Source organism: Sporosarcina sp. Y1009, assembly GCF_057669865.1.
The window spans coordinates 21,605-42,912 of the sequence record NZ_JBYHFO010000026.1; the positions used below are offsets into that span (position 1 = coordinate 21,605).

Annotated in this window: 17 protein-coding genes and 1 other annotated feature; of the genes, 2 read left to right on the top strand and 15 right to left on the bottom strand. The window is 39.4% G+C overall.

Going from position 1 to position 21,308, the window contains the following annotated elements; genetic code table 11:
* Positions 1-15: 15 nt before the first annotated feature.
* Positions 16-251, bottom strand: a binding site (T-box leader).
* Between the two features lie 127 nt (positions 252-378).
* Positions 379-1,902: an N-acetylmuramoyl-L-alanine amidase family protein gene (locus AC25Y1_RS18745; RefSeq protein ID WP_488149534.1), complete on the top strand. Its 1,524-nt coding sequence runs from the start codon at positions 379-381 to the stop codon at positions 1,900-1,902.
* A gap of 87 nt (positions 1,903-1,989) precedes the next feature.
* On the opposite strand, the gene dtd is transcribed toward AC25Y1_RS18745, so the two are convergent.
* From dtd to glcT, 9 genes are all read right to left on the bottom strand, one after another.
* Positions 1,990-2,430 (bottom strand): D-aminoacyl-tRNA deacylase, encoded by a 441-nt coding sequence (dtd, locus tag AC25Y1_RS18750; RefSeq protein WP_488149535.1) that lies wholly within the window; start codon positions 2,428-2,430, stop codon positions 1,990-1,992.
* An 18-nt stretch (positions 2,431-2,448) separates the two neighbouring features.
* Entirely contained in the window at positions 2,449-4,650 is a 2,202-nt protein-coding gene (locus tag AC25Y1_RS18755) for a RelA/SpoT family protein (RefSeq protein WP_488149536.1), read from the bottom strand.
* 175 nt (positions 4,651-4,825) lie between these two features.
* A complete protein-coding gene (locus AC25Y1_RS18760; protein ID WP_488149537.1) occupies positions 4,826-5,338 on the bottom strand; it encodes an adenine phosphoribosyltransferase in 513 nt (170 codons plus the stop codon).
* Entirely contained in the window at positions 5,335-7,683 is a 2,349-nt protein-coding gene (gene recJ / locus AC25Y1_RS18765; RefSeq protein ID WP_488149538.1) for a single-stranded-DNA-specific exonuclease RecJ, read from the bottom strand. The genes AC25Y1_RS18760 and recJ overlap by 4 nt, the downstream gene beginning before the upstream one ends.
* A gap of 121 nt (positions 7,684-7,804) precedes the next feature.
* Positions 7,805-8,146: a LapA family protein gene (locus AC25Y1_RS18770; RefSeq protein ID WP_488149539.1), complete on the bottom strand. Its 342-nt coding sequence runs from the start codon at positions 8,144-8,146 to the stop codon at positions 7,805-7,807.
* Positions 8,147-8,219: 73 nt separating this feature from the next.
* Positions 8,220-10,499 carry a protein translocase subunit SecDF gene (gene secDF, locus AC25Y1_RS18775; RefSeq protein ID WP_488149540.1) on the bottom strand — a complete coding sequence of 760 codons (2,280 nt, stop codon included), beginning with the start codon at positions 10,497-10,499 and terminating at the stop codon, positions 8,220-8,222.
* Between the two features lie 121 nt (positions 10,500-10,620).
* Positions 10,621-10,944 (bottom strand): post-transcriptional regulator, encoded by a 324-nt coding sequence (locus AC25Y1_RS18780; RefSeq protein WP_488149541.1) that lies wholly within the window; start codon positions 10,942-10,944, stop codon positions 10,621-10,623.
* Between the two features lie 169 nt (positions 10,945-11,113).
* Entirely contained in the window at positions 11,114-13,144 is a 2,031-nt protein-coding gene (gene ptsG, locus AC25Y1_RS18785) for a glucose-specific PTS transporter subunit IIBC (RefSeq protein WP_488149542.1), read from the bottom strand.
* Between the two features lie 237 nt (positions 13,145-13,381).
* Positions 13,382-14,227, bottom strand: coding sequence for a glucose PTS transporter transcription antiterminator GlcT (gene glcT, locus AC25Y1_RS18790; RefSeq protein ID WP_488149543.1), 846 nt, complete (start codon positions 14,225-14,227; stop codon positions 13,382-13,384).
* Positions 14,228-14,394: 167 nt separating this feature from the next.
* On the opposite strand from glcT, the gene AC25Y1_RS18795 reads away from it, so the two are divergent.
* On the top strand, positions 14,395-15,924 hold the full coding sequence (locus tag AC25Y1_RS18795) for a putative polysaccharide biosynthesis protein (RefSeq protein ID WP_488149544.1): 1,530 nt from the start codon (positions 14,395-14,397) through the stop codon (positions 15,922-15,924).
* Here AC25Y1_RS18795 and AC25Y1_RS18800 read toward each other — a convergent pair.
* The 6 genes from AC25Y1_RS18800 to ruvA all read right to left on the bottom strand — a co-directional run bounded on the left by AC25Y1_RS18800 (position 15,918) and on the right by ruvA (position 20,845).
* Positions 15,918-16,559, bottom strand: a complete 642-nt coding sequence (locus AC25Y1_RS18800; RefSeq protein ID WP_488149545.1) for a DUF421 domain-containing protein — start codon at positions 16,557-16,559, stop codon at positions 15,918-15,920. The two genes, AC25Y1_RS18795 and AC25Y1_RS18800, sit on opposite strands and share 7 nt — an antisense overlap.
* 117 nt (positions 16,560-16,676) lie before the next feature.
* Positions 16,677-16,940 carry a preprotein translocase subunit YajC gene (gene yajC / locus AC25Y1_RS18805; protein WP_488149546.1) on the bottom strand — a complete coding sequence of 88 codons (264 nt, stop codon included), beginning with the start codon at positions 16,938-16,940 and terminating at the stop codon, positions 16,677-16,679.
* A gap of 38 nt (positions 16,941-16,978) precedes the next feature.
* A complete protein-coding gene (tgt, locus tag AC25Y1_RS18810) occupies positions 16,979-18,121 on the bottom strand; it encodes a tRNA guanosine(34) transglycosylase Tgt (protein ID WP_488149547.1) in 1,143 nt (380 codons plus the stop codon).
* Entirely contained in the window at positions 18,118-19,173 is a 1,056-nt protein-coding gene (gene queA / locus AC25Y1_RS18815) for a tRNA preQ1(34) S-adenosylmethionine ribosyltransferase-isomerase QueA (RefSeq protein WP_488149548.1), read from the bottom strand. Before queA ends, tgt begins: the two co-directional genes overlap by 4 nt.
* 30 nt (positions 19,174-19,203) lie before the next feature.
* A complete protein-coding gene (ruvB, locus tag AC25Y1_RS18820; protein WP_488149549.1) occupies positions 19,204-20,208 on the bottom strand; it encodes a Holliday junction branch migration DNA helicase RuvB in 1,005 nt (334 codons plus the stop codon).
* Positions 20,209-20,242: 34 nt separating this feature from the next.
* The gene (gene ruvA / locus AC25Y1_RS18825; RefSeq protein WP_488149550.1) at positions 20,243-20,845 is read right to left on the bottom strand and encodes a Holliday junction branch migration protein RuvA; all 603 of its coding nucleotides are present in this window, start codon (positions 20,843-20,845) and stop codon (positions 20,243-20,245) included.
* Between the last annotated feature and the right edge of the window lie 463 nt (positions 20,846-21,308).

The window sequence follows — 21,308 nt, forward strand, 5'->3', positions numbered from 1 at the left end:
ATCCCTTGCATATATGCAAGGGACGAGAGCCTTAATAGCTTCCGCGGTTCCACCCTAATTGGCACAACATGTGCCCACTCGTAAATCGTTTAACGGTCGATTTCCCGTCTTTACCTACTGAAAATTAAATTGTTCAGTAAAGAACCTCGGTGGTGTTGTTCATAGCATTTGTTTGTAGGATGGATTTCAGCCATGTCCTTCCCTCTCTGGTCAAAGCATCATGCAATTACTTTCCACGTCATTAGTAAATTTTATTGAATTTTATTGTCAATTACTCATTAGCTTAATGATTTTAATGCGCTATGTCAACCATTTCGCAAAAAATGTAGTTTTTTGGTAACATTTACTTTATACTAGTTTATAAGAGGAGATGATAATTTGAGTAAAATTGGAAAAATAGCTTTTGCATTCATCCTTATTTTTGTTCTTGCATCAGATTTCACTAAAACAAATGCACAATCTGAAACAGCAATCATCGATGCTAGTCAGCTCAATATCCGCTCTGGCCCTGGTTTATCTTATGATGTCATTGCCACACTACAACAAGATGATCAGGTGAATATCCTATCAACTTCTGGTGATTGGTATGAGATTAAGTACAAAGATAAAAAAGGCTGGATTGCCAGTTGGTTCACTGCGAATAACGATGAAATTGATTCTACTATTACCTCAAATGTAAATTTTTTAAATGTACGTGCTAATCCATCTACATCAGCATCCGTGCTGAAACAAATGAACGCAGGCGAAATTGCAAAGATGAACGGACAAGAAGGTGAATGGACAAGCATTGACGTAACTGGCGTCAAAGGGTGGGTCTATTCAGAATACGTGTCTCATCAATCAGCACCAGTTAGTGAGATTAGTAGTTCTTCGAATGAGAAAAACTATTTTACAGTTTCCGTTAATGCGCTAAATGTTCGAAGCGATGATGATTTATCTTCCAAAAGAATTGGCCTTATTAAAAAAGGAAATACATACAAGGTCCTTCAAAAAAGCGGGAATTGGATTGAATTAGAACTCGAAAAAGGCAAGAATGGTTGGGTATATTCATTTCATGGATCATTATCTGAATCTAAAACTTCCACACCTGTCTCAGATGTAAAAACAAAACCAGAAACAGTTTATATTTTGTCAAATGGAACTAACCTGCGTACCGAAGCTTCTACTTCCTCTAAAGTAGCCGTTCGTGCGAATGCGGGAAATCAATTCCCTGTCGTCTCCAAAAATGGCGATTGGTATGAAGTAAAATTATCGTCTGGCGAAAGTGCATTCGTTGCAAGTTGGGTTGTATCTACTCATCAAGATCCAATTGCTGCGACGAAAAAAATCGCACCAAATCGAGTTGCAGGAACATTAAATGGCGTGACTATTGTGATTGATCCTGGACACGGCGGCTACGATACCGGAACGATAGGCGTTAGCGGAACAAACGAAAAAGACCTAACGATGAAGACTTCTGAGCTACTCGCAAGAAAGTTAACATCTGCAGGTGCAAATGTTGTTCTCACACGTAATATGAATACATTTGTTTCACTTCAGAAGCGGGTTTCAATTAGTCATCAGAATAGTGCGGATGCATTTCTCAGTATCCATTATGATGCATCGATAGACTCATCAATTCAAGGATTTACTACTTATTATACGAATCATTATCAAAAAGAACTTGCAGTTGCGGTAAATGATGGACTGAACTCAACCATTTCACTAAGAAATCGCGGTGCGCAACCTGCGAATTATTACGTTCTACGAGAAAATAAACAAAAAGCTATTTTACTAGAACTAGGATTTCTATCAAATGCATCCGAAGAACATGGCGTCAATACGGATAGCTTCCGTGAACAAGCAACTCAAGGAATCTTCCAAGGGCTACTCACCTTCTTCGATAATCAATTAAAAGAATAACAACAAAAAGTGTATGGGATCTTGATATCCCATACACTTTTTTGTTTTTTGTGTGACTCTTAATTGATGACATTCTCGCTCATCCATTTATTTCGAATCGATAATAATTGTCACTGGCCCGTCGTTTACTAGACTAACATCCATCATGGCGCCGAAAACGCCTGTTTCGACTTGTAAACCTTGTTGTTTCAATTGCTCATTAAAAGTATGCCACAATTGTTCGGCGTGGTCAGGTCGAGCCGCCTCTATATAACTAGGGCGCCTCCCTTTTGAAGTATTAGCATACAGCGTAAATTGTGAAATCGATAAGATATCGCCACCATTTTCAAGAATGGAATGGTTCATTTTTCCACTAGCATCTTCCCACAAACGAAGATTTGCAACTTTCCCTGCAATATACGCCGCATCCTCTTCAGTATCTTCATGCGTAATACCAACAAGTAGAACATATCCACTGCCAATTTCTCCGGTCACTTCTCCGTTTACTGACACAGAAGCTGGACCAGAACGTTGTAAAACAACTCTCATTTGCTACCTCACCCTAACCTAATTAATTACACGTTCAACAGAATATACATCAGGCACTTGCTTAATACGATCCACAATCCGGTGTAGGTGTGCGGTGTTCATAATTTTTATCGACATATTGATTTTAGCGATGCTTTTGCGGTCTGCTTTGCCACTCACTGCGACAATTGGTGTTTTAGTTTCTGCAACAACCATCATCAGTTCATTCAACAAACCTTGTCTATCAAAAGCAGAAATTTCAATATCCACCTGAAATTCTTTGTTGTCTTGTGTAGGTTCATCAGCCCATTCAACATCAATAATTCGATCAGCGCTATTTCCATCACCGAACACATTTGGACAATCTTTTCTGTGAACCGAGACCCCACGACCTTTTGTAATAAAACCCGTAATGTCATCCCCTGGAACTGGATTACAACATTTTGATAAACGGATTAATAAATTATCGATTCCTCTAACAATCACACCTGATTCAGTGGATTGTTTTCTTTGAGCTGTCGTTTGAATATCAGATACAATTTTATTAATCGTATCCTGTTCTTTCCGCTCTTTTCGTAATACTTCAGTTAATCGATTCACAACTTGTTCAGCAGTTATACCATTAAAACCAACCGCCGCACACATGTCTTCTTCAGAAGCAAAATTGAATTTATCGCAAACACGTTCAATATTTTGAGTAGATAAAACCTCTTTCACTAAAAACTCCTGCGCTTTTATTTCCTTTTCAATTGCGTCGCGACCTTTTACAACATTCTCTGCACGTAATTGTTTTTTGAAATATTGCCGAATTTTATTTTTGGCCTGAGATGAATTGGCAATTTTTAGCCAATCTCGACTAGGTCCAAATGATTGTTTAGAAGTTAATATTTCAATGATATCACCAGTATGAAGCTCGGTGTCTAGCGGTACCATCTTGCCATTTACCTTCGCACCAATTGTGCGGTTTCCAATCTCTGAGTGAACACGATAAGCAAAATCAATTGGAACTGAGCCCGCTGGTAGCTCCAGCACATCACTTTGAGGCGTAAATACGTAAATCATATCTGAAAACAAGTCGAATTTTAAGGATTCCATAAATTCTTCAGCATCAGATGAGTCGTTTTGGAATTCGAGAATCTCTCTGAACCACGTCAGTTTGGAATCAATATCTGTAGGATTATTGGATAGAGATTTCCCTTCTTTATAAGCCCAGTGTGCTGCAACCCCATATTCCGCAATCTTATGCATTTCAGAAGTCCTAATTTGCACTTCGAGTGGATCTCCACCTGGTCCGACGACAGTCGTGTGTAGAGATTGATATAAATTTTGTTTCGGCATAGCAATATAATCTTTGAATCTACCCGGCATCGGTTTCCAAAGTGTATGAATAATTCCTAGAACTGCATAGCAATCTTTTATACTTGAAACAATAATACGAACTGCCAATAAATCATAAATCTCATTAAATTCTCTACCTTGTAGCACCATTTTACGATAAATAGAATATAAATGTTTGGGACGTCCAGATAAATCAGCTTCAATATTCATCTGACCAATTTCATTTTTTACCTGCCCCATGATATCCGCTAAATACTCCTCGCGTTCAGCACGTTTGCGATTCATCAAGTTAACGATTCGATAATATTGTTGAGGTTTTAAATAGCGAAGCGCGATATCTTCAAGTTCCCATTTTATTGTTGAAATTCCGAGCCGATGAGCGAGAGGTGAAAATATCTCAAGCGTTTCAGCTGCAACTCGACGCTGTTTTTCAGGAGAAACATGTTTCAATGTACGCATATTATGTAAACGATCAGCGAGCTTTATAAGAATGACTCGAATATCCTGTGCCATTGCGATAAACATTTTTCGATGATTTTCAGCCTGTTTTTCTTCTTTAGACCTGAATTTAAGTTTTTCAAGTTTTGTCACGCCATCCACTAACATTGCAACTTCTTCACCAAATTCTAGAATAATATCTTCACGAGAGACATCAGTGTCTTCTACGACATCATGAAGAAACCCTGCTGCTACCGTAGATGGGTCCATTTCTAATTCTGCAAGAATCCCAGCAACTTGAACTGGGTGAAGAATATAGGCTTCTCCTGAACTTCTAAATTGTCCTTCATGGGCAGTTTTAGATGCCTCGTATGCTTTTTTGACAAAGTTTACATGTTCTTCATTCATATACGAAGATACAAGTTCAAATATTTCTTCTGCTGTCATGTCGCGATCTTTCGCCATAATCATACGCCTCCAAATTGATCAGCAGGTGATCGTTAAAAAAGTAAGTTACAATCCTGCCCCACTCCTTGTTATCCCGAAAAAGTGATAATACTCTCATTGTATGTATAAATGCATGTAAATGTAAAGCACATCGTACAGAAAAATCCCCCGCAGTGAAGCGGAGGACCTCTATTTAGTAAGTCATTAATGCGCGCATATCATAACCAGAAAGTTTTTCACGTCCATTTAAGTATGATAATTCGATCAAAAATGCACAACCAGCTACAACACCGCCAAGTTTTTCAACAAGTTCTATCGTTGCGCCAATCGTACCGCCAGTAGCGAGTAAATCATCAACGATTAGTACCCGTTGACCAGGTTTAATCGCATCGCTGTGGATAGTTAATGTATCTGTACCGTATTCCAATTCATAATTGACACTTATCGTTTCACGGGGTAATTTACCAGGTTTTCTCACAGGTGCAAATCCAATTTCAAGTGCATAGGCAACTGGACAACCAATGATGAATCCGCGTGCTTCTGGTCCTACAATAATATCTGTTTCCACTTCTTTGGCAAACTTTACAATTTCGTCTGTAGCGAATTTATAAGCCGTCCCATTATCCATTATTGTTGTGATATCTTTAAAACTAATTCCTTCTTTAGGATAGTTTGGCACAACTGTTACATAATCTTTTAAATTCATTGTTCGTGTTCCTCCCCGACATTTGAGCCGCTACGTATTGTATCGAACCATAATTTCAATTCCACATAAGGTGCATAAAGCAAACGTTCTTCGAGTTGCATTTGATTTTTTCTTTCTTGATAGGCTGGTGCTTCTTGTAAATCACGTTTTTCTGTTGTTTCTACCGTGGATATTATTCCATCCTTAATAGTAACAAATTTGAGCTCAGAAAACACCTTTGACATAAATTTTACTGAATCTATTCGCCAGCCTTTATGTTTTGCGAGCTTTTCTCCGTTTTGTATAAAATCAAAAGTTCCCCGGCTTTTTATAAAACTATAATACCAGCCAAATTGCTCACGACTCGGTAACCCATTAAAGTAGCGGGATTCATGAACATGAAAATGTGCATATATCCGTTCAGGAACATAATCTTTAACCACTTCTTCTAATACGGAAACATTTTTCGGGATATCCAATAAAACAATATTCGCGGCACTTGATGCCATTACTTCACCATAAAGTTCTATTTTATGTCCGTTCATCATAGGACGGAATTGGTCAATTGTTGTTTGTTGGAATGCGATAAATGAAGTATTGACCAAAGGAATCGTATGTAGCCACCTAGACGCCTCACGAATCCCTCTCAGATCGAATAACTGCCATTCATCAGATAAAATATCTCGAACGAGCAATTGCGGTTTTTTATTGCCATTCCATTCATTTACTTCTAGATCTCCAACGACAGATAACTTTACATTCGGTGTAATTTGATCGGCTATGTCGCCAAATCCGAAACCAATAGCATCGAGTGATGAGCTACCATCTGTTAAGTCAAGCTTCATATGGTTTTTTGCTGCCCCGATTTTCCGAACCGAGCTGGCAATTAAATTTTCAAATAAGTAGGTTGGCTTTTCAAACCCCATACCAAATGGTCGTAGCAACTCGAGTTTTTCAAGCGTCTTCACATCGATTTCATCGAGACTTAACGGAACATCAATGGAAAGTTTGGGAATCAGTTGATCTTCACTCAATATCAGATCTGCTTGACGATTCAAGTTTTCACGTAATAAAGATAAATTTTCAAGATTTATGGTCATTCCCGCTGCCATCGGATGTCCACCAAATCCTGCTAGAATATCAGCATTTTCACTCAGTTCAGCGTACATATTATAACCTTCTATACTTCTTGCCGATCCTTTTGCAATAGCAGCCTCAGAGTCAATGGATAATAGAATCGAAGGTCGATAGTATTTATCGGTTAAACGGGATGCAACAATCCCTACAACACCTGAATTCCAATTTTCTTTGGCTAATACAAATACTTTCGGAATTTGATCACCATACATTTCCTCGATCATAGCTTCCGCTTCTTTTGTAATATTAGCTACCAGTGCCTGTCGTTCTTTATTTAAATCATTTAATTGCTCAGCAAGACCATTTGCAACCTGCACATCAGTCGTTTTTAATAAATCAACAGCAGGCGAAGCATTTCCCAATCGTCCAACTGCGTTAAGACGCGGTCCAATCATAAAACCAATCGTTTCTTCTGTTATTTTGGATTGTTCCGTGCCAGCTAATTTTGTGAGTGCTTGAAATGCGGGACGTTTAGAAGTACGAAGACGTCTAATGCCTTCTTTTACAAAATACCTATTTTCTCCTCTAAGTGGGACAAGGTCGGCTACAGTTCCAATGGCAACAAATTCAAGTAAATCCACAGGAATCTCATCGAGTAGTGCGCTCGCAAGTTTAAATGCAACACCTACGCCAGCTAAATCTGGAAATGGATAATGTCCATTTGGATGACGCGGATGAATAATTGCATCAGCTTCTGGCCAAGTTTCTCCTACTTCGTGATGGTCTGTAATAATCACTTTCATACCGAGCGTTTTCGCGAAAGCAACTTCATCAATACCAGACACACCATTATCAACCGTAACGATTACTGAAGCACCTTGTTGGTAGATATCTTGGAATAGGTCCTTATGCGGCCCATATCCATGTTCAAATCGATTTGGGATCACAAAAAACACATCAGCACCAAGTTTTTCTAGCGCAGTCGATAAAACAGCAATACTTGTTACACCGTCCGCATCATAATCACCATAAATGGCTATTTTTTCGTTATGTTGAATTGCTTGTTTTAAAATCTCAACAGCCTTTTCCATATCATTCAATAAAAATGGGTCGTGAATAGATGATTCATCCATATGTAAAAATAACTTTGCCTCTTCTGGATCTGTAATTCCTCTCGAAGCAAGTATTTTTGCGTGCACTGTAGGAATCGCTAAAGCTGTTGATAATTGATTTACAATTGTTTCATCTGGACGTTCAATCGTCCATTTATTTTTTGATTCAATCAACACGTTCACATCCTCAACTCTATTATAACGGATGTGAGAGTCTGAGAGTAATTTTTTGGTTACAGAATTACTTAATCAAAAAATACAGCCCCGCGAATTAGCGAGTGCTGTACTCTTTCAATGATTAGCTTAAGTGTTTCTCTTCGTTTTTCTCTGGTTCGATTGGGCCGACCAGTTTTTGTAACTCCATAATTTGGTTCTGTTGAGCAGCAATCGTCAATTCTTTTCCGTTAATTTCTTTCATTAATTCTTTCACGCGGTGATTTGTGACCACAGACCGGACCATCGCAACGATACCACTTATCGCCGCACCTAGTAATGCTGAACATAAAATAACCAGTACGAGTGGCCATTCTGCAGTGCCAAAAGCATAGTTTACAGGAACAGCATCGACATTTAGCACTGAAAAAACTGCAATTATAATAGCAAATAAAAGACCAATAAGCCATGTCCATTGAAATTTCATAAAATTCCCCCTTTCGAATAAGAAAAACAGGATATACATGAGTATACCCCGTTTCGATTCATTACGAAACTATTTAGACAACAGGCTCATCCGATCCCCATTGTTTTTTCTCTTTATTTCCTTCAATTTTACCTTTTTTATTCATTTCACGTTTCTTTAAATCAAACCATATTTGAGCTGAAATGAAAATCGATGAATAAGTTCCCGCAAGTAAACCGATAAGAAGAGCTATCGAGAACGGACGGATGGATTCTGCACCGAGTAGCATAAGTGCTACGACAACAAATACAACTGTCAGGACAGTGTTTACAGAACGACCAAGTGTCTGACGTAGAGATTTATTGACGATTTCCGCAAGTTCTGTAACATCCTTAATCGTCCCGCGAGTGACTAGGTTCTCCCTAATCCGGTCAAACGTTACAATCGTATCGTTAATGGAATAACCGACAATCGTCAAGACCGCTGCGATGAATGTAATATCGACTTCAAGTCGCAAAATACTAAATATCGCTAGCATAAAGAATACATCATGGACAAGTCCAATGATTGTCGATAATCCCATACGCCATTCAAAACGAAGCGCGACGTATAGTAGAATACCTAACCCCGCAAAAAGAAGTGCATAAAGCGCATTTTTTGCAAGCTCTTTTCCCACAGTTGAAGAAACCGTTGATATATTTGGTTCTGAACCGTAAATCTCAGAGAGCTCAGCCTTTAATCCATTAACTTCTTCTTGCTTGAATTCATCTACATATCGTGCGACACCAATATCGCTATTATCTCCCGAAATGACAATGTCGCTAGATGGATAACCAAGCTCTTCTAACTGATTTGAAAACTCTTCTTGTGATAAGGCTTCACTGCTAAGAACTTCAACACGTGTACCACTTGAAAAGTCAATGCCGAGATTTAGCTTAAACACTGAAAGCATAATCGCTCCTGCAATGAGGAGTAGAATCGATAACGTATAAAATGTCTTTCTTGACTCTACAAAATTGAAACGATCAAATTTCGTCGACAACTCTAATGTTTCGACTTGCTCTTCTGGTGCGTGAATTCTGCTTTTTCGAATACCGAACAATCCTGGCTTGTTGTCAAGGAGACCACTGTTTACAAGTAATCCTAGTAGTAATCTAGAACCCCAAACAGCTGTTAAGAAGCTCACAAGAATACTGATGATAAGGATCATCGCAAAACCTTGAACAGAACTTGTCCCGAAAATAAAGAGGACGACTGCAGCAATAATCGTTGTTAGGTTCGCGTCAAGAATGGCAGTAAATGCTTGTTTCGCACCTGCTTGGAAAGATTCTTTAACCGATTTTCCAACACGTAATTCCTCACGAATTCGTTCATATGTTAATATATTCGCATCGACTGCCATACCGACCCCAAGCATTAATGCTGCAATCCCCGGAAGCGTTAGTACGCCGTTAATCGCGGTGAATACGACTAGAATCAGGTAAATATAAACAGATAAAGTGATGACCGCGATAAGACCAGGTAAACGGTAATAAAGGATCATGAAAATAAAGATTAATGCGACCCCAATAATTCCGGCTGTCACTGTTTTATTTAGTGCTTGTTCTCCAAACTGTGCACCAACTGAAGTAGAATAGATCTCTTCAAGATGAACAGGTAACGCTCCAGCATTTAAAATACCAGCAAGTTCCTTTGTTTCCTGCACACTAAACGGTGATCCAGATATTTGAACACTGGATGAATGAATAGGCTTATCAACTCTTGGTGCAGATACAAAAGTTGGATCTGGCTTCATGATTTCTTCTTGATAAGAATCGACGCCTTCTTCAAAATCAAGCCAAATGACCATGACATTTTTGTTTTGAGATTTTAACTTTGCTAGCTCAGTTGTAATTTCTCCGAATTTATTTGGATCTTCCATTTCAAGAGAAACGACAGGTTGTCCCAGCTCCCCAAAACTTGGTTGTGCTTTCCCTTCTTTTAAATCACTTCCATCGAGAAGTAGATTATCATCTGCGTCTCTAAATGTTAGGTTCGCCTGTGTTGAGAGTAGCTCTCTCGCTGACTCTTGATCCTCCACACCAGCTAGCTGTACACGTATTCGATTATTCGATTCGACTTGAATATTCGGTTCACTGACTCCGAGCACATCAATACGCTTCCCTAATGCACCGGCAGTATCGGTTACCATAGCTTCTGTAATTGTCTGGTCTTTGTCTTTAAGCGATTGGACTTCGTATAGAACTTCAAACCCACCTTGTAAATCAAGACCAAGTTTCACATCTTTTAAAATCGGATTTGCTGTCGTTCCTATCGTCGCGGCAAAAATGACGAGTAGGAGTAAAAACGATACTATCCGTCCTCTAGTTTTCATACTTGAAATTCCCCCTCATTCTGATGAGTGGTACAACTTTTTTTAATAGTACTCACTCGAAAACACAATAACCTTATTATGAAACACTGGTCTCTATGTGTCAATTAGACATAGACATTTATCATGATTCATTTTCAGCATCTTTTTTTGGATTTAGAAGAATTTGCAAATCAGCACTGTTTATTTCTGAAAACCAGTCTGAATTACGTTGGGCTTCAATTTGTGTGTACGTCATGAAAGCGGCGGGTAAAATCTTTAAGATATCATCAGTCACTTGATAACTTCTCATTTCATTCACATTTTTCTTACGCCATAATTTACGTACACAATATATCCATATATCTTCTACAGTTACAGTTGTATAGCCGTACAAATGGAATTCGTTCCGCTTACTTTGAAGTGCAGGAAGCATTTTCGTGTATATAGGACCATGTTCTGTACTCATCTTCCCAATCCTTTCTCTTACAGTCTTATGTACGTGCTTATCCGCTATGCTCAGTATACCAAAAACTAGGCATAATGTGACATTTAATTTTCAAAAAATAACAAATCAAAAACAAACTGTCTCTTAGTCAATCCTGAACGACTAAAGACAGCTTGTTTTTTTAAACGATTTACTTCTTAATTGTAATGATATCTTTTTCTTGATGATCTACAGAATCCATTTTATTAATATCAATCACTTCTCCGTCAAATAAGTTCGTGAAGATGATTGGTGTAATAATGGATGTTGCATGTTCTTTAATATAATCAAGATCAACCTGTAATAAAGTTTGGCCGATTTCGATACGATCATCTTGAGATACGAACGCTTCGAAACCCTTTCCTTCTAACTTCACAGTATCAATGCCAACATGGATTAGTATTTCTCTACCTGAATCGGAAAGGATGCCGATTGCGTGCTTAGTTGGGAACAAGCTGACAACTTTTCCGTTAACAGGAGATACGATTTTCCCGTCAGTTGGCAAAATTGCAAAGCCGTCACCCATCATTTTACCGGAGAATACTGCGTCTGGAACTTCAGATAACGGTTTAACTTCTCCTTTAATTGGTGATACGAATAAATCTGATGCGTCAAGAATCGGTGCTTCGGTTGTTGATGGTTCGGCAATCACTTCAGCTCGTGGACGTTTTCCACTGACAACATCTTGAATTTGCCCTTTAATAATTTCGGAACGTGGACCGAAAATGGCTTGAATATTATTTCCAACTTCTAACACACCTGCTGCACCTAGTTTTTGCAATTCTTTTTTGTCAACAACTTTAACATCTTTTACAGAAACACGGAGGCGCGTAATACAAGCATCTAAATTTGTAATATTTTCTTGTCCGCCCATTGCTTTAAGAATATCGTAAGGAAGATCGCTTGTTGCACCTGCTTGTTTACTGTCTTCCTCGTCTTCGTCACCTTTTTCACGACCTGGTGTCATAAGATTGAACTTACTAATCATGAAGCGGAATAAGAAGTAATAGATAACCGCAAAGACTAGACCTAGAGCGATTACAATCCACCAAGCTTCCCTACCCGGTAAAATTCCAAAGAGGAAGAAGTCAATCGCACCCCCGGAGAACGTATAACCGACATGTACTTGGAAAAATGTCATTAAGACAAATGATAACCCATCTAACACCGCGTGAATGAAGAACAAAATCGGTGATAAGAATAAAAACGAGAACTCAAGTGGTTCTGTAATCCCTGTTAAAAATGACGTCAGAGCACCTGAACCCAAAAGTCCAGCGACTAGTTTCTTTCTTTCAGGACGCGCTGCATGATACATCGCTAACGCAGCAGCCGGTAAACCGAACATCATAATTGGAAACTCTCCACCCATAAAGTTTCCGGCAGTTAGTTTAACGCCGTCTTTTAATTGGGCAAAGAAGATTGTCATATCACCGCGAACAACTGAGCCTGCCGCTGTCGTATACGATCCAAATTCATACCAAAATGGTGCATGGAAGATATGGTGTAGACCGAACGGGATTAAGAGACGTTTAATGAACCCGAAGAAAAACACGGCAATATATGTTCCTTCTTCTAATAACCATAAAGACGCAATGTTCATGCCCGTTTGAATTGGTGGCCAAATTATAAGCAGCGCCAATCCTGCTATAAACGCAAAACCTGCTGTTGCGATTGGAACAAATCGTTTTCCTGCAAAAAAACCAAGGAAAGACGGCATTTCAATAGCATGGAACTTATTATAACTAAAAGCAGCGATCAATCCGACGAGAATCCCGCCGAACACACCCGTCTGTAATGTTGGAATTCCGAACACTAAAGCATAACTAGGGTCATTCGCTAACATATCTGGCGTGATGCCTAACCAAGAACTCATCACTTGATTTAATACCAAATACCCAACAAGTGCTGCTAATGCTGCAGCCCCGTCCTTTGCAAGACCAATGGCGACACCCACCGCAAAAATAAGCGGTAAATTTCCAAATATGATTCCGCCTGCATCTTCCATCACCATGGCTGTCAACTGAATCCAATCTGCTGACAAAAACGGCATGAAATTCAGCATTGTTTCTTGTTGTGCAGCATTACCAATTCCCAGCAGTAATCCTGCCGCAGGTAACAATGCAACTGGAAGCATTAACGCTTGCCCTACTTTTTGCAAAACCCCAAATGATTTTTTAAACACTTTTATATTCCTCCTAATTTCAAAGTCATTAGATTTTTCATCCAATAAAAAAAGGCATGAGAAAAAGAAATTGAAAGATGCTTTAGGTTACCCTAAAACTCCAATTCAATCATCCTTTTACTCATGCCTGATCGGATCAGTTACACGTATCTAGATAGATTATTATAGTATTGCTGTGAAAAAACTAATGCATTTATAAATGTATTGTAGCATAATGATTTTGCAAGTTCAATACCTTTATAACTGTTTCTTTGCATGCAAGCGTTGTAGATGAAGCGAAAGGTAAACAGCTTCACCTTCATAAATGTCTACTTGTAAAGTTTGTTGCATAATTTTTATTAATTTCCAAGCGAGATTATAGCATAACGGATATTCTGTTTTAAGCACATGCGTAATCGCCTTTGGTTCATTCACTTTCTCTCCACGGACCATTCGTTCAATTGCAAAACGTAAGTGGCGGATTAAGCGTGTGTAATCGATACTATTTCTATCAATTTCTAATGAGAATTGTTCCTCTATAACACCAATCAGTTTCACGATTAACTCTGAATACGCCGCCAACTCACCCACATTTTTATTTTCTATTGCACTGTGAATGTGTAAAGCGATAAAACCAACTTCGCCTTCTGGTAAGTCAATTTGTAGTTTTTCATTGACCATTTCGGTTACTTCTTCTGCAATTCGATATTCATCTGGATAGAGCGCTTTCGTTTCTAAGAGAAAAGGATTCCGAATCATGATCCCTTGTTTCATACGAGTAATCGCAAAAGCTAGATGGTCGGTAAGCACGACGTGAATGTTTTCGTTCAATGGCATTCCCGCTCTTTCACGAATGACTTCCGCGACTGAAATTAGCGTTTTCATCGTTACTTCATCGATCGTCGAAAGTAATTGTTTATATTGCGCTTGTTTTTCAGGGTCATTTAGCACAAACATTTTCTCGACATTTTCGGAAGTGATCGAATCACCTGGCTTCTTTCCAAATCCAATGCCTATTCCGATTAACACAACTTCATTTCTGTTAATGTCAGTGGCGATTAGGACATTATTATTCAATGATTTTAGCACTTCGTATATTTTCATTCATCTATCCCCATTACAATTTCATAGTTTCATAATACCACTTATCTTTGGGAATGGTTAGTTTCCGTATGTAATAACAATTATTCGAAAGCATAGAATTGTAGAGGGACAAATTTATTTGTTCGATTTTATCGCAAATTTCTTGAATTAAGAAGGAGTTGTTGTATTTGTCTTCATTCATCCGCGGGACAGCTGTCTTAATGGTCGCTGTATTTATGTCAAAACTATTGGGGTTTGTCTATCGAATTCAATTTATGCGCATTGCGGGTGAAGAATCTGTTGGAATTTATATGACTGCATACCCCGCATTTATCTTTTTTCTATCCTTAGTTCAACTTGGGATACCAATTGCAATTGCCAAAGTCATCGCTGAACATAAAGTGAAAGGCGAGCATGAAAAAATAGCAGCTGTTATGAAAACAGCCGTTTTTATGACTCTATTAACAGCGATTGTTTTTATACCGACATCCATCGCATTTGTTCCCTATTTAGCAGGGACCCTTCTTGGCAATCCTGCATCTGCCTCCGCGCTTTATGCAGGTATTGCGATTGTACCAGTCGCGGCCATTGGCGGTTTAATAAGAGGGTATTTTCAAGGAATCACACGGATTGAGGAAACGGCATGGTCGCAAATCATTGAACAATTTTTCCGCATTTTGCTCATTACTTGGATGCTCCCGTTCATCCTATCTCCTGATAATACAGCACTGAATGCAGCGTATGCGATGATTATCACAATGCTAGCTGAAGCTGTATCAGTCATTTATTTATTAATAAAATATCGTCAATACCGAAAACGAAATGCAAATGAAGAAACTGGAAAAAAACAAAAAAGATATCCTTTCGAGCCAATTCTTGAAGTCGCATTGCCTTCATCGGGTAGTCGGCTATTTGGTACGTTTACATGGTTTTTAGAACCCATCATATTTTTGCGCGCACTTTCTATGTCTGGTATCACTGCAATTGCTGCGACTTCCTTATATGGGATTATTTCGGGCGTGCTCATCCCGCTACTCTTGTTCCCGTCATTCATCCCTTATGCATTGTCTGTGGTATTAGTGCCCGCGGTAAGTGGGGCTGCAGCTTCTAAAAACAAAAACAAATTACGTGAACGGATCCATTTAGCCCTACGTTTATCCGCCATTACAGGTACTTTCGCAGCGGCCGTATTTTTTTTACATGGACAGGTGCTTGCGGAAAAACTTTTCCATATTACAGAAGGCGGATCCTATATGGCAATGTTGGCACCCGTATTTTTCTTTTACTATATTCAAGGCCCACTCTATTCCATTTTGCAAGCAACAGGAGAAGCCAAGGCCGGGATGATGAATTCTGTTTACGGCGGTATCGCAAAACTCGCTGTCATGTTTGTACTCGCATCTCAGCCTGGCATACAAGAAACGGGTGCAATACTCGCGATTGGGTTCGGCGTCCTCATCACTTCTTTTCTTCATATTGCAACACTTCGTAAAAACAGATCAACAGCAACTGGTTTTACCATGTTCGCACTTCCCTATATTTCCTTTATTTTGACTGCGATTATGCGTCCGATTTTCATCCCCATTGGGAATTTGGACATCATCACAGAATGTCTCATCACATCATTTTTTCTACTGATTATACTTATGTTAACGCGCCAGTTGCGATTCAATGACTTTTTATTACTTAAAAAATTATTAAAAAGAAGTAGTTATTGATATTCTTCTTTTAATTGAAATTGTAGTTTGCCTTTCTCATTCGAACAATAAAAAACATGTTCGATATCATTAATACCAAGATTTGCTAACTCGTCGATTAATTGTTTTTCCGTCAATCCAACGATTTCAACGTGGCGGCTTTGAATAACTCCATCACTTATCAATGCAAGAACAGGTTGCGTTTCTTCTTTAGTAAACACAGAAAGATTGCCCGATGGTTCTAAAAAAGCAAATGTGACTTCAAGTACAGAACCGATTTGTTGTTCTCTCAGCTGTTGAAACAAATCGTCCAAATTATAGCGTTGCTTTCTCATTTCTTCTTCCAATATAATTCCGTCCCGTATGATAACAGTTGGATCACCATCCACCAAATCACGAAACATTTTACTTTTCAATGAAATAACAGATGAAATTAATTGAATGATGAGCAGTAAAAAGATGGGCAAAATTGCATGGAAAAGATTCTTATCTGTATCTTCAATCGCAAGTGCGCCAACTTCAGCCATGATAATAAATACAACAACATCAATGACACCAAGTTCTCCAACTTCTCTTTTTCCCATAACTCGTAAAACGACTAATATGATTATATATATAATAAATGTACGAAAAACAATTATTAAGATATCGCTCAATGACATCCGCCTCCGATAGAAAGGATGCCCAAACTGATTCATCTTATATACAAAAAATAAAAAGACGGTTCTTAGAAATGGATGACTCCATCTCAAGAACCGTCTAGCTATTTAAAATTAAAGTTGTTCAGTAACGCGACCAACAGCTTGTCTATCAAAACGCAGTGTCATACCATCTGCGACTTTCAAGTACACCGTAGTTTCGTCTACTGCATCAATTGATCCGTGAATGCCACCGATAGTAATTACTTTGTCTCCTCGTTTCAATGCACTTTGCATCGACTTTGTTTCTTTTTGACGCTTTTGTGCAGGTCTAATGAGAAAGAACCACATGATTGCGAACATTGCTACGAATGGTAATAACTGATAAAGTGTGTCCATTATAATCCCCCTTTCAAACAAGATATATTATACAAGATTTAGAAGTTTTTTGCATCAGGTTTGTTAAATCCGTAACGCTCAAAAAATTCTTCGCGGAAATCGCCGAGACTATCTGTGCGAATTGCATCTCGTACTTGCTCCATTAAATTTATGAGAAAGTACAAGTTATGATAAGACGTTAGTCGAATTCCAAATGTTTCTTCAGCTCGTATTAAATGATGAATGTATGCGCGGCTGTAATTTTTGCAGACATGACAATCACAATTCGGGTCAAGTGGACCAAAATCACGTTTGTATTTTGCATTCCGGACAACAAGTCTACCTTCACTTGTCATTAATGTGCCGTTTCGTGCAATACGTGTCGGCAAGACGCAGTCAAACATATCAATCCCGCGAATCGCACCATCAATTAGAGAACCCGGTGAACCGACGCCCATTAAATAACGCGGTTTATCCTGCGGAAGTAAGGGTGTCGTAAATTCCAATACTTCGTTCATCACTTCTTTTGATTCCCCGACGGATAATCCGCCTATGGCATAACCAGGAAAATCCAGTGAAATCAGGTCCTTAGCACTTTGTTTACGAAGTTCTTCAAATTCGCCGCCTTGAATGATTCCGAACAATGCTTGATCATTCGGTCTTTCGTGCGCCGATAGACAACGTTCTGCCCATCGCGACGTCCGTTCAACGCTGGCTTTCATATACTCAAATGTTGCAGGATACGGCGGGCATTCATCAAATGCCATCATAATATCCGCACCAAGCGCATTCTGTATTTCTGTTGCTTTTTCAGGACTTAAAAATAATTTACTACCGTTTAAATGATGTCGAAAATGGACTCCACTTTCTTCAATTGTTCTAAATTTACTTAAGGAAAATACTTGGAAACCACCAGAATCCGTTAAGATTGGTTTATCCCAATTCATAAATTTATGCAATCCACCGGCTTCTTTTATGATGTCGTGTCCTGGACGTAACCATAAATGGTAGGTGTTACTTAAAATGATGCCAGAGCCAATTTCTTTTAATTCCTCTGGAGACATCGTTTTCACAGTCGCTTGTGTCCCAACAGGCATGAATGTTGGTGTTTCAAAGGAACCATGAGGTGTATGAACAATCCCGAGTCTTGCCCCGGTTTGTTTACATGTTTTAATATGTTCGTAAGTTACTGCTGCTGTCATTGATCTGAATCCTTTCTGTTTGGAGGCTTGATGAACATCGCATCGCCGAAACTGAAAAAGCGATAGTTCTCCTCAATTGCCGAATGATAAGCCTTAAGAATATGTTCCCTAGAGGTTAGTGCTGAAACGAGCATCAGTAATGTCGATTTCGGCAAATGGAAATTTGTCAATAACCCATCGACAATTGTAAATTGATAACCCGGGTAGATAAATATCGACGTCCATCCACTAGATGCTTCGATGTCCCCATCAAATTTCGACCCAATTGTTTCCAATGTACGGGCAGATGTTGTTCCAACTGCGATTACTCGTCCACCACGTGCTTTAGCTGCATTAATCGATGCGGCAGTTTCTGCTGTCACCTGATAATATTCAGCATGCATTGTGTGGTCTTCAATTGTGTCAACGCTGACTGGACGAAAAGTCCCAAGTCCAACATGGAGTGTTACAAATGTAATGTCCACGCCTTTGTCACGGATTTTCGTTAATAATTCTTCGGTAAAATGCAGACCAGCTGTGGGTGCTGCTGCCGAGCCACGATTTTTCGCAAAGACGGTTTGATACCGTTCTTTATCGTCCAAGGTTTCGGTGATATAGGGCGGTAATGGCATTGTTCCTAGTCTATCAAGAATCTCATGAAAAATCCCGTCATACGTAAATTTAAAGATTCGTCCACCTTGTTCAAGAACACCCGTACATTCCGCTTTCAATATACCATCACCAAAAGTAACCGTATGTCCAATTTTAATACGTTTTGCTGGTTTTACAAGTGTTTCCCATTCATCTACACCATTTTCTTTTAATAAAAGGACTTCGATGACTGCTCCAGTGTCTTCTTTGACACCCATTAATCGTGCAGGAAGGACACGAGTATCATTTAAGACAAGTAAATCTCCAGTATTTAATTCAGCTAGAAAACTTGAAAACTGGCGATGTTCAATCTCACCAGTTTCTTTATCAAGTATGAGCAATTTACTTGCTGTACGATCTTTTAATGGTGTTTGTGCAATGAGTTCTTCTGGTAAATCAAAATCAAAGTCATTTACATTCATTACGTCGTAATGCCACCTTCATTTTATAAATTATGGTTTTTCAGGAATTGCATATCCAAAATGAGTATATGCATAATTTGTTACAACTCTACCACGCGGTGTACGTTGAATGAAACCAATTTGCAATAAATAAGGTTCATAAACATCTTCAATTGTCACAGATTCTTCACCAATGCTCGCGGCGATCGTATCAATTCCAACAGGTCCCCCGCGGAATTGCTCAATCATTCCCGTGATAAGCTTATGGTCGATATGATCCAAGCCGAGTGCATCGACTTGTAGCATTTCAAGTGCTTCCTGTGCAGTAGCAAGTGAAATTTTACCATCGCCGCGCACTTGTGCATAATCCCGAACCCGTCTCAGTAATCGGTTAGCAATTCGAGGCGTACCTCTAGAACGTTTTGCCATTTCAATCGCAGCTTCACGGTCAATTGAAACATCAAAAACTGATGAACTTCTGACAACAATCTCTGTCAACGGTTCTTCCTCATAAAACTCAAGTCTTAAAGGAACACCAAAACGATCTCGTAAAGGCGCAGACAATGCGCCAGCACGCGTCGTCGCACCGATGAGTGTGAACGGCGGTAAGTCGAGCCGGACCGAACGAGCGGAAGGCCCCTTCCCTACAACGATATCAAGACAAAAGTCTTCCATAGCAGGATAAAGCACTTCCTCAATCGCACGGTTCAGCCTATGAATTTCATCTATGAATAAAACATCGCCTGGTTCAAGCGAAGAGAGGACCGCTGCAAGATCCCCAGGACGCTCTATTGCCGGGCCGCTGGTCATTCGGATATTGACATTCATTTCGTTTGCGATAACAGTAGCTAAAGTAGTTTTACCAAGTCCTGGTGGTCCGTACAAGAGGACATGATCCAGGCTTTCGCTTCGCCCTTTTGCTGCTTCGATAAAAATACTGAGATTGTCCTTGACCTTTTCTTGTCCAATGTATTGGTTAAGGAGTTGCGGACGAAGAGACTGTTCAAACCCTTCGTCAAACTCTGTTGTTTCTCCTGATATGACACGATCCTCCATCGTACACCATCCTTTCTATGGCCAATCAGCCCTATTATTGTTTAAGGAGTAGTCGCAAGGCTTTTTTCATATAGCCTTCTGTATCGAGCTCTTCTTTTTCGATTACAGGTTTGACTTTGTTTAGTTCGCGTTGTGAATAGCCTAATGCTTCGAGCGCTAACAAGGCTTCGTCGAGTGCACCGTTTTCAGCCATTGTGAGAAGTGAATGCTCTTCATCTTCATAATCAATCTCGGTGAATAGGTCATGCAACTTCCCTTTTAAGTCGAGAATCATCTGGCGAGCGGTCTTTTTCCCGACACCTGGAAACTGGACGAGGAATGTTTCATCTTCACGTTCGATGGCGCCAATGACTTGTGATGGAATACCACTTGCCAAGATGGCTAGCGCACCTTTGGGACCGATCCCAGATACAGTGATTAGTTTTTTAAATAGTTCGCGTTGTTCTAAAGTTTTAAAACCTAGTAGTAGTTGCACATCTTGGCGTACATGCAAATAGGTAAACACTTGTTGGATCTCATCTGTCTTATGAAATGCGTACGGATTCGGCGTAGCGATCAACCAACCTACCCCGTTTTGGTCAAGTGTTATGTATTCGGGTGTGACACGTGTGACATGCCCTTTTATGTAATCGTACAAGCAGATTGCCCCCTTAAAATAGCTATCTTCGATTATACCATACGAACGCACTTTCTACAGCCGATTGTGTCGTTGGGGTTGTTTTTTATGATTGTTGGGGTGGGTGTATAGTCCCGTTTTGCGGATATGTGTAGGGAATGTGCGGAAATAGTGTGGATTTCTTCGGAAATGCAATGTGAATGTACTGATATGTTGTCGAATCATCGGATTTAACTCTCGAATCTACGGATATACTCAAAATTTAGGCGGTGGAGGGATTTTATTATTTAGTTAGGGAAGAATTGGATGGAATATAATAGGCTCTACTGAAGTACCTCAACGAATTAGGATTTCAAAACTTGTATATTTGTGTGAAAACGTTAATTTCCGTTCCGGGCGGACGCTTTCCACGGGCATCACCTCAGCCTCCTCGTCGCAAATTGTGCACTGGACCCTTAAAATTGGACACTATTTTTCTAAGCAG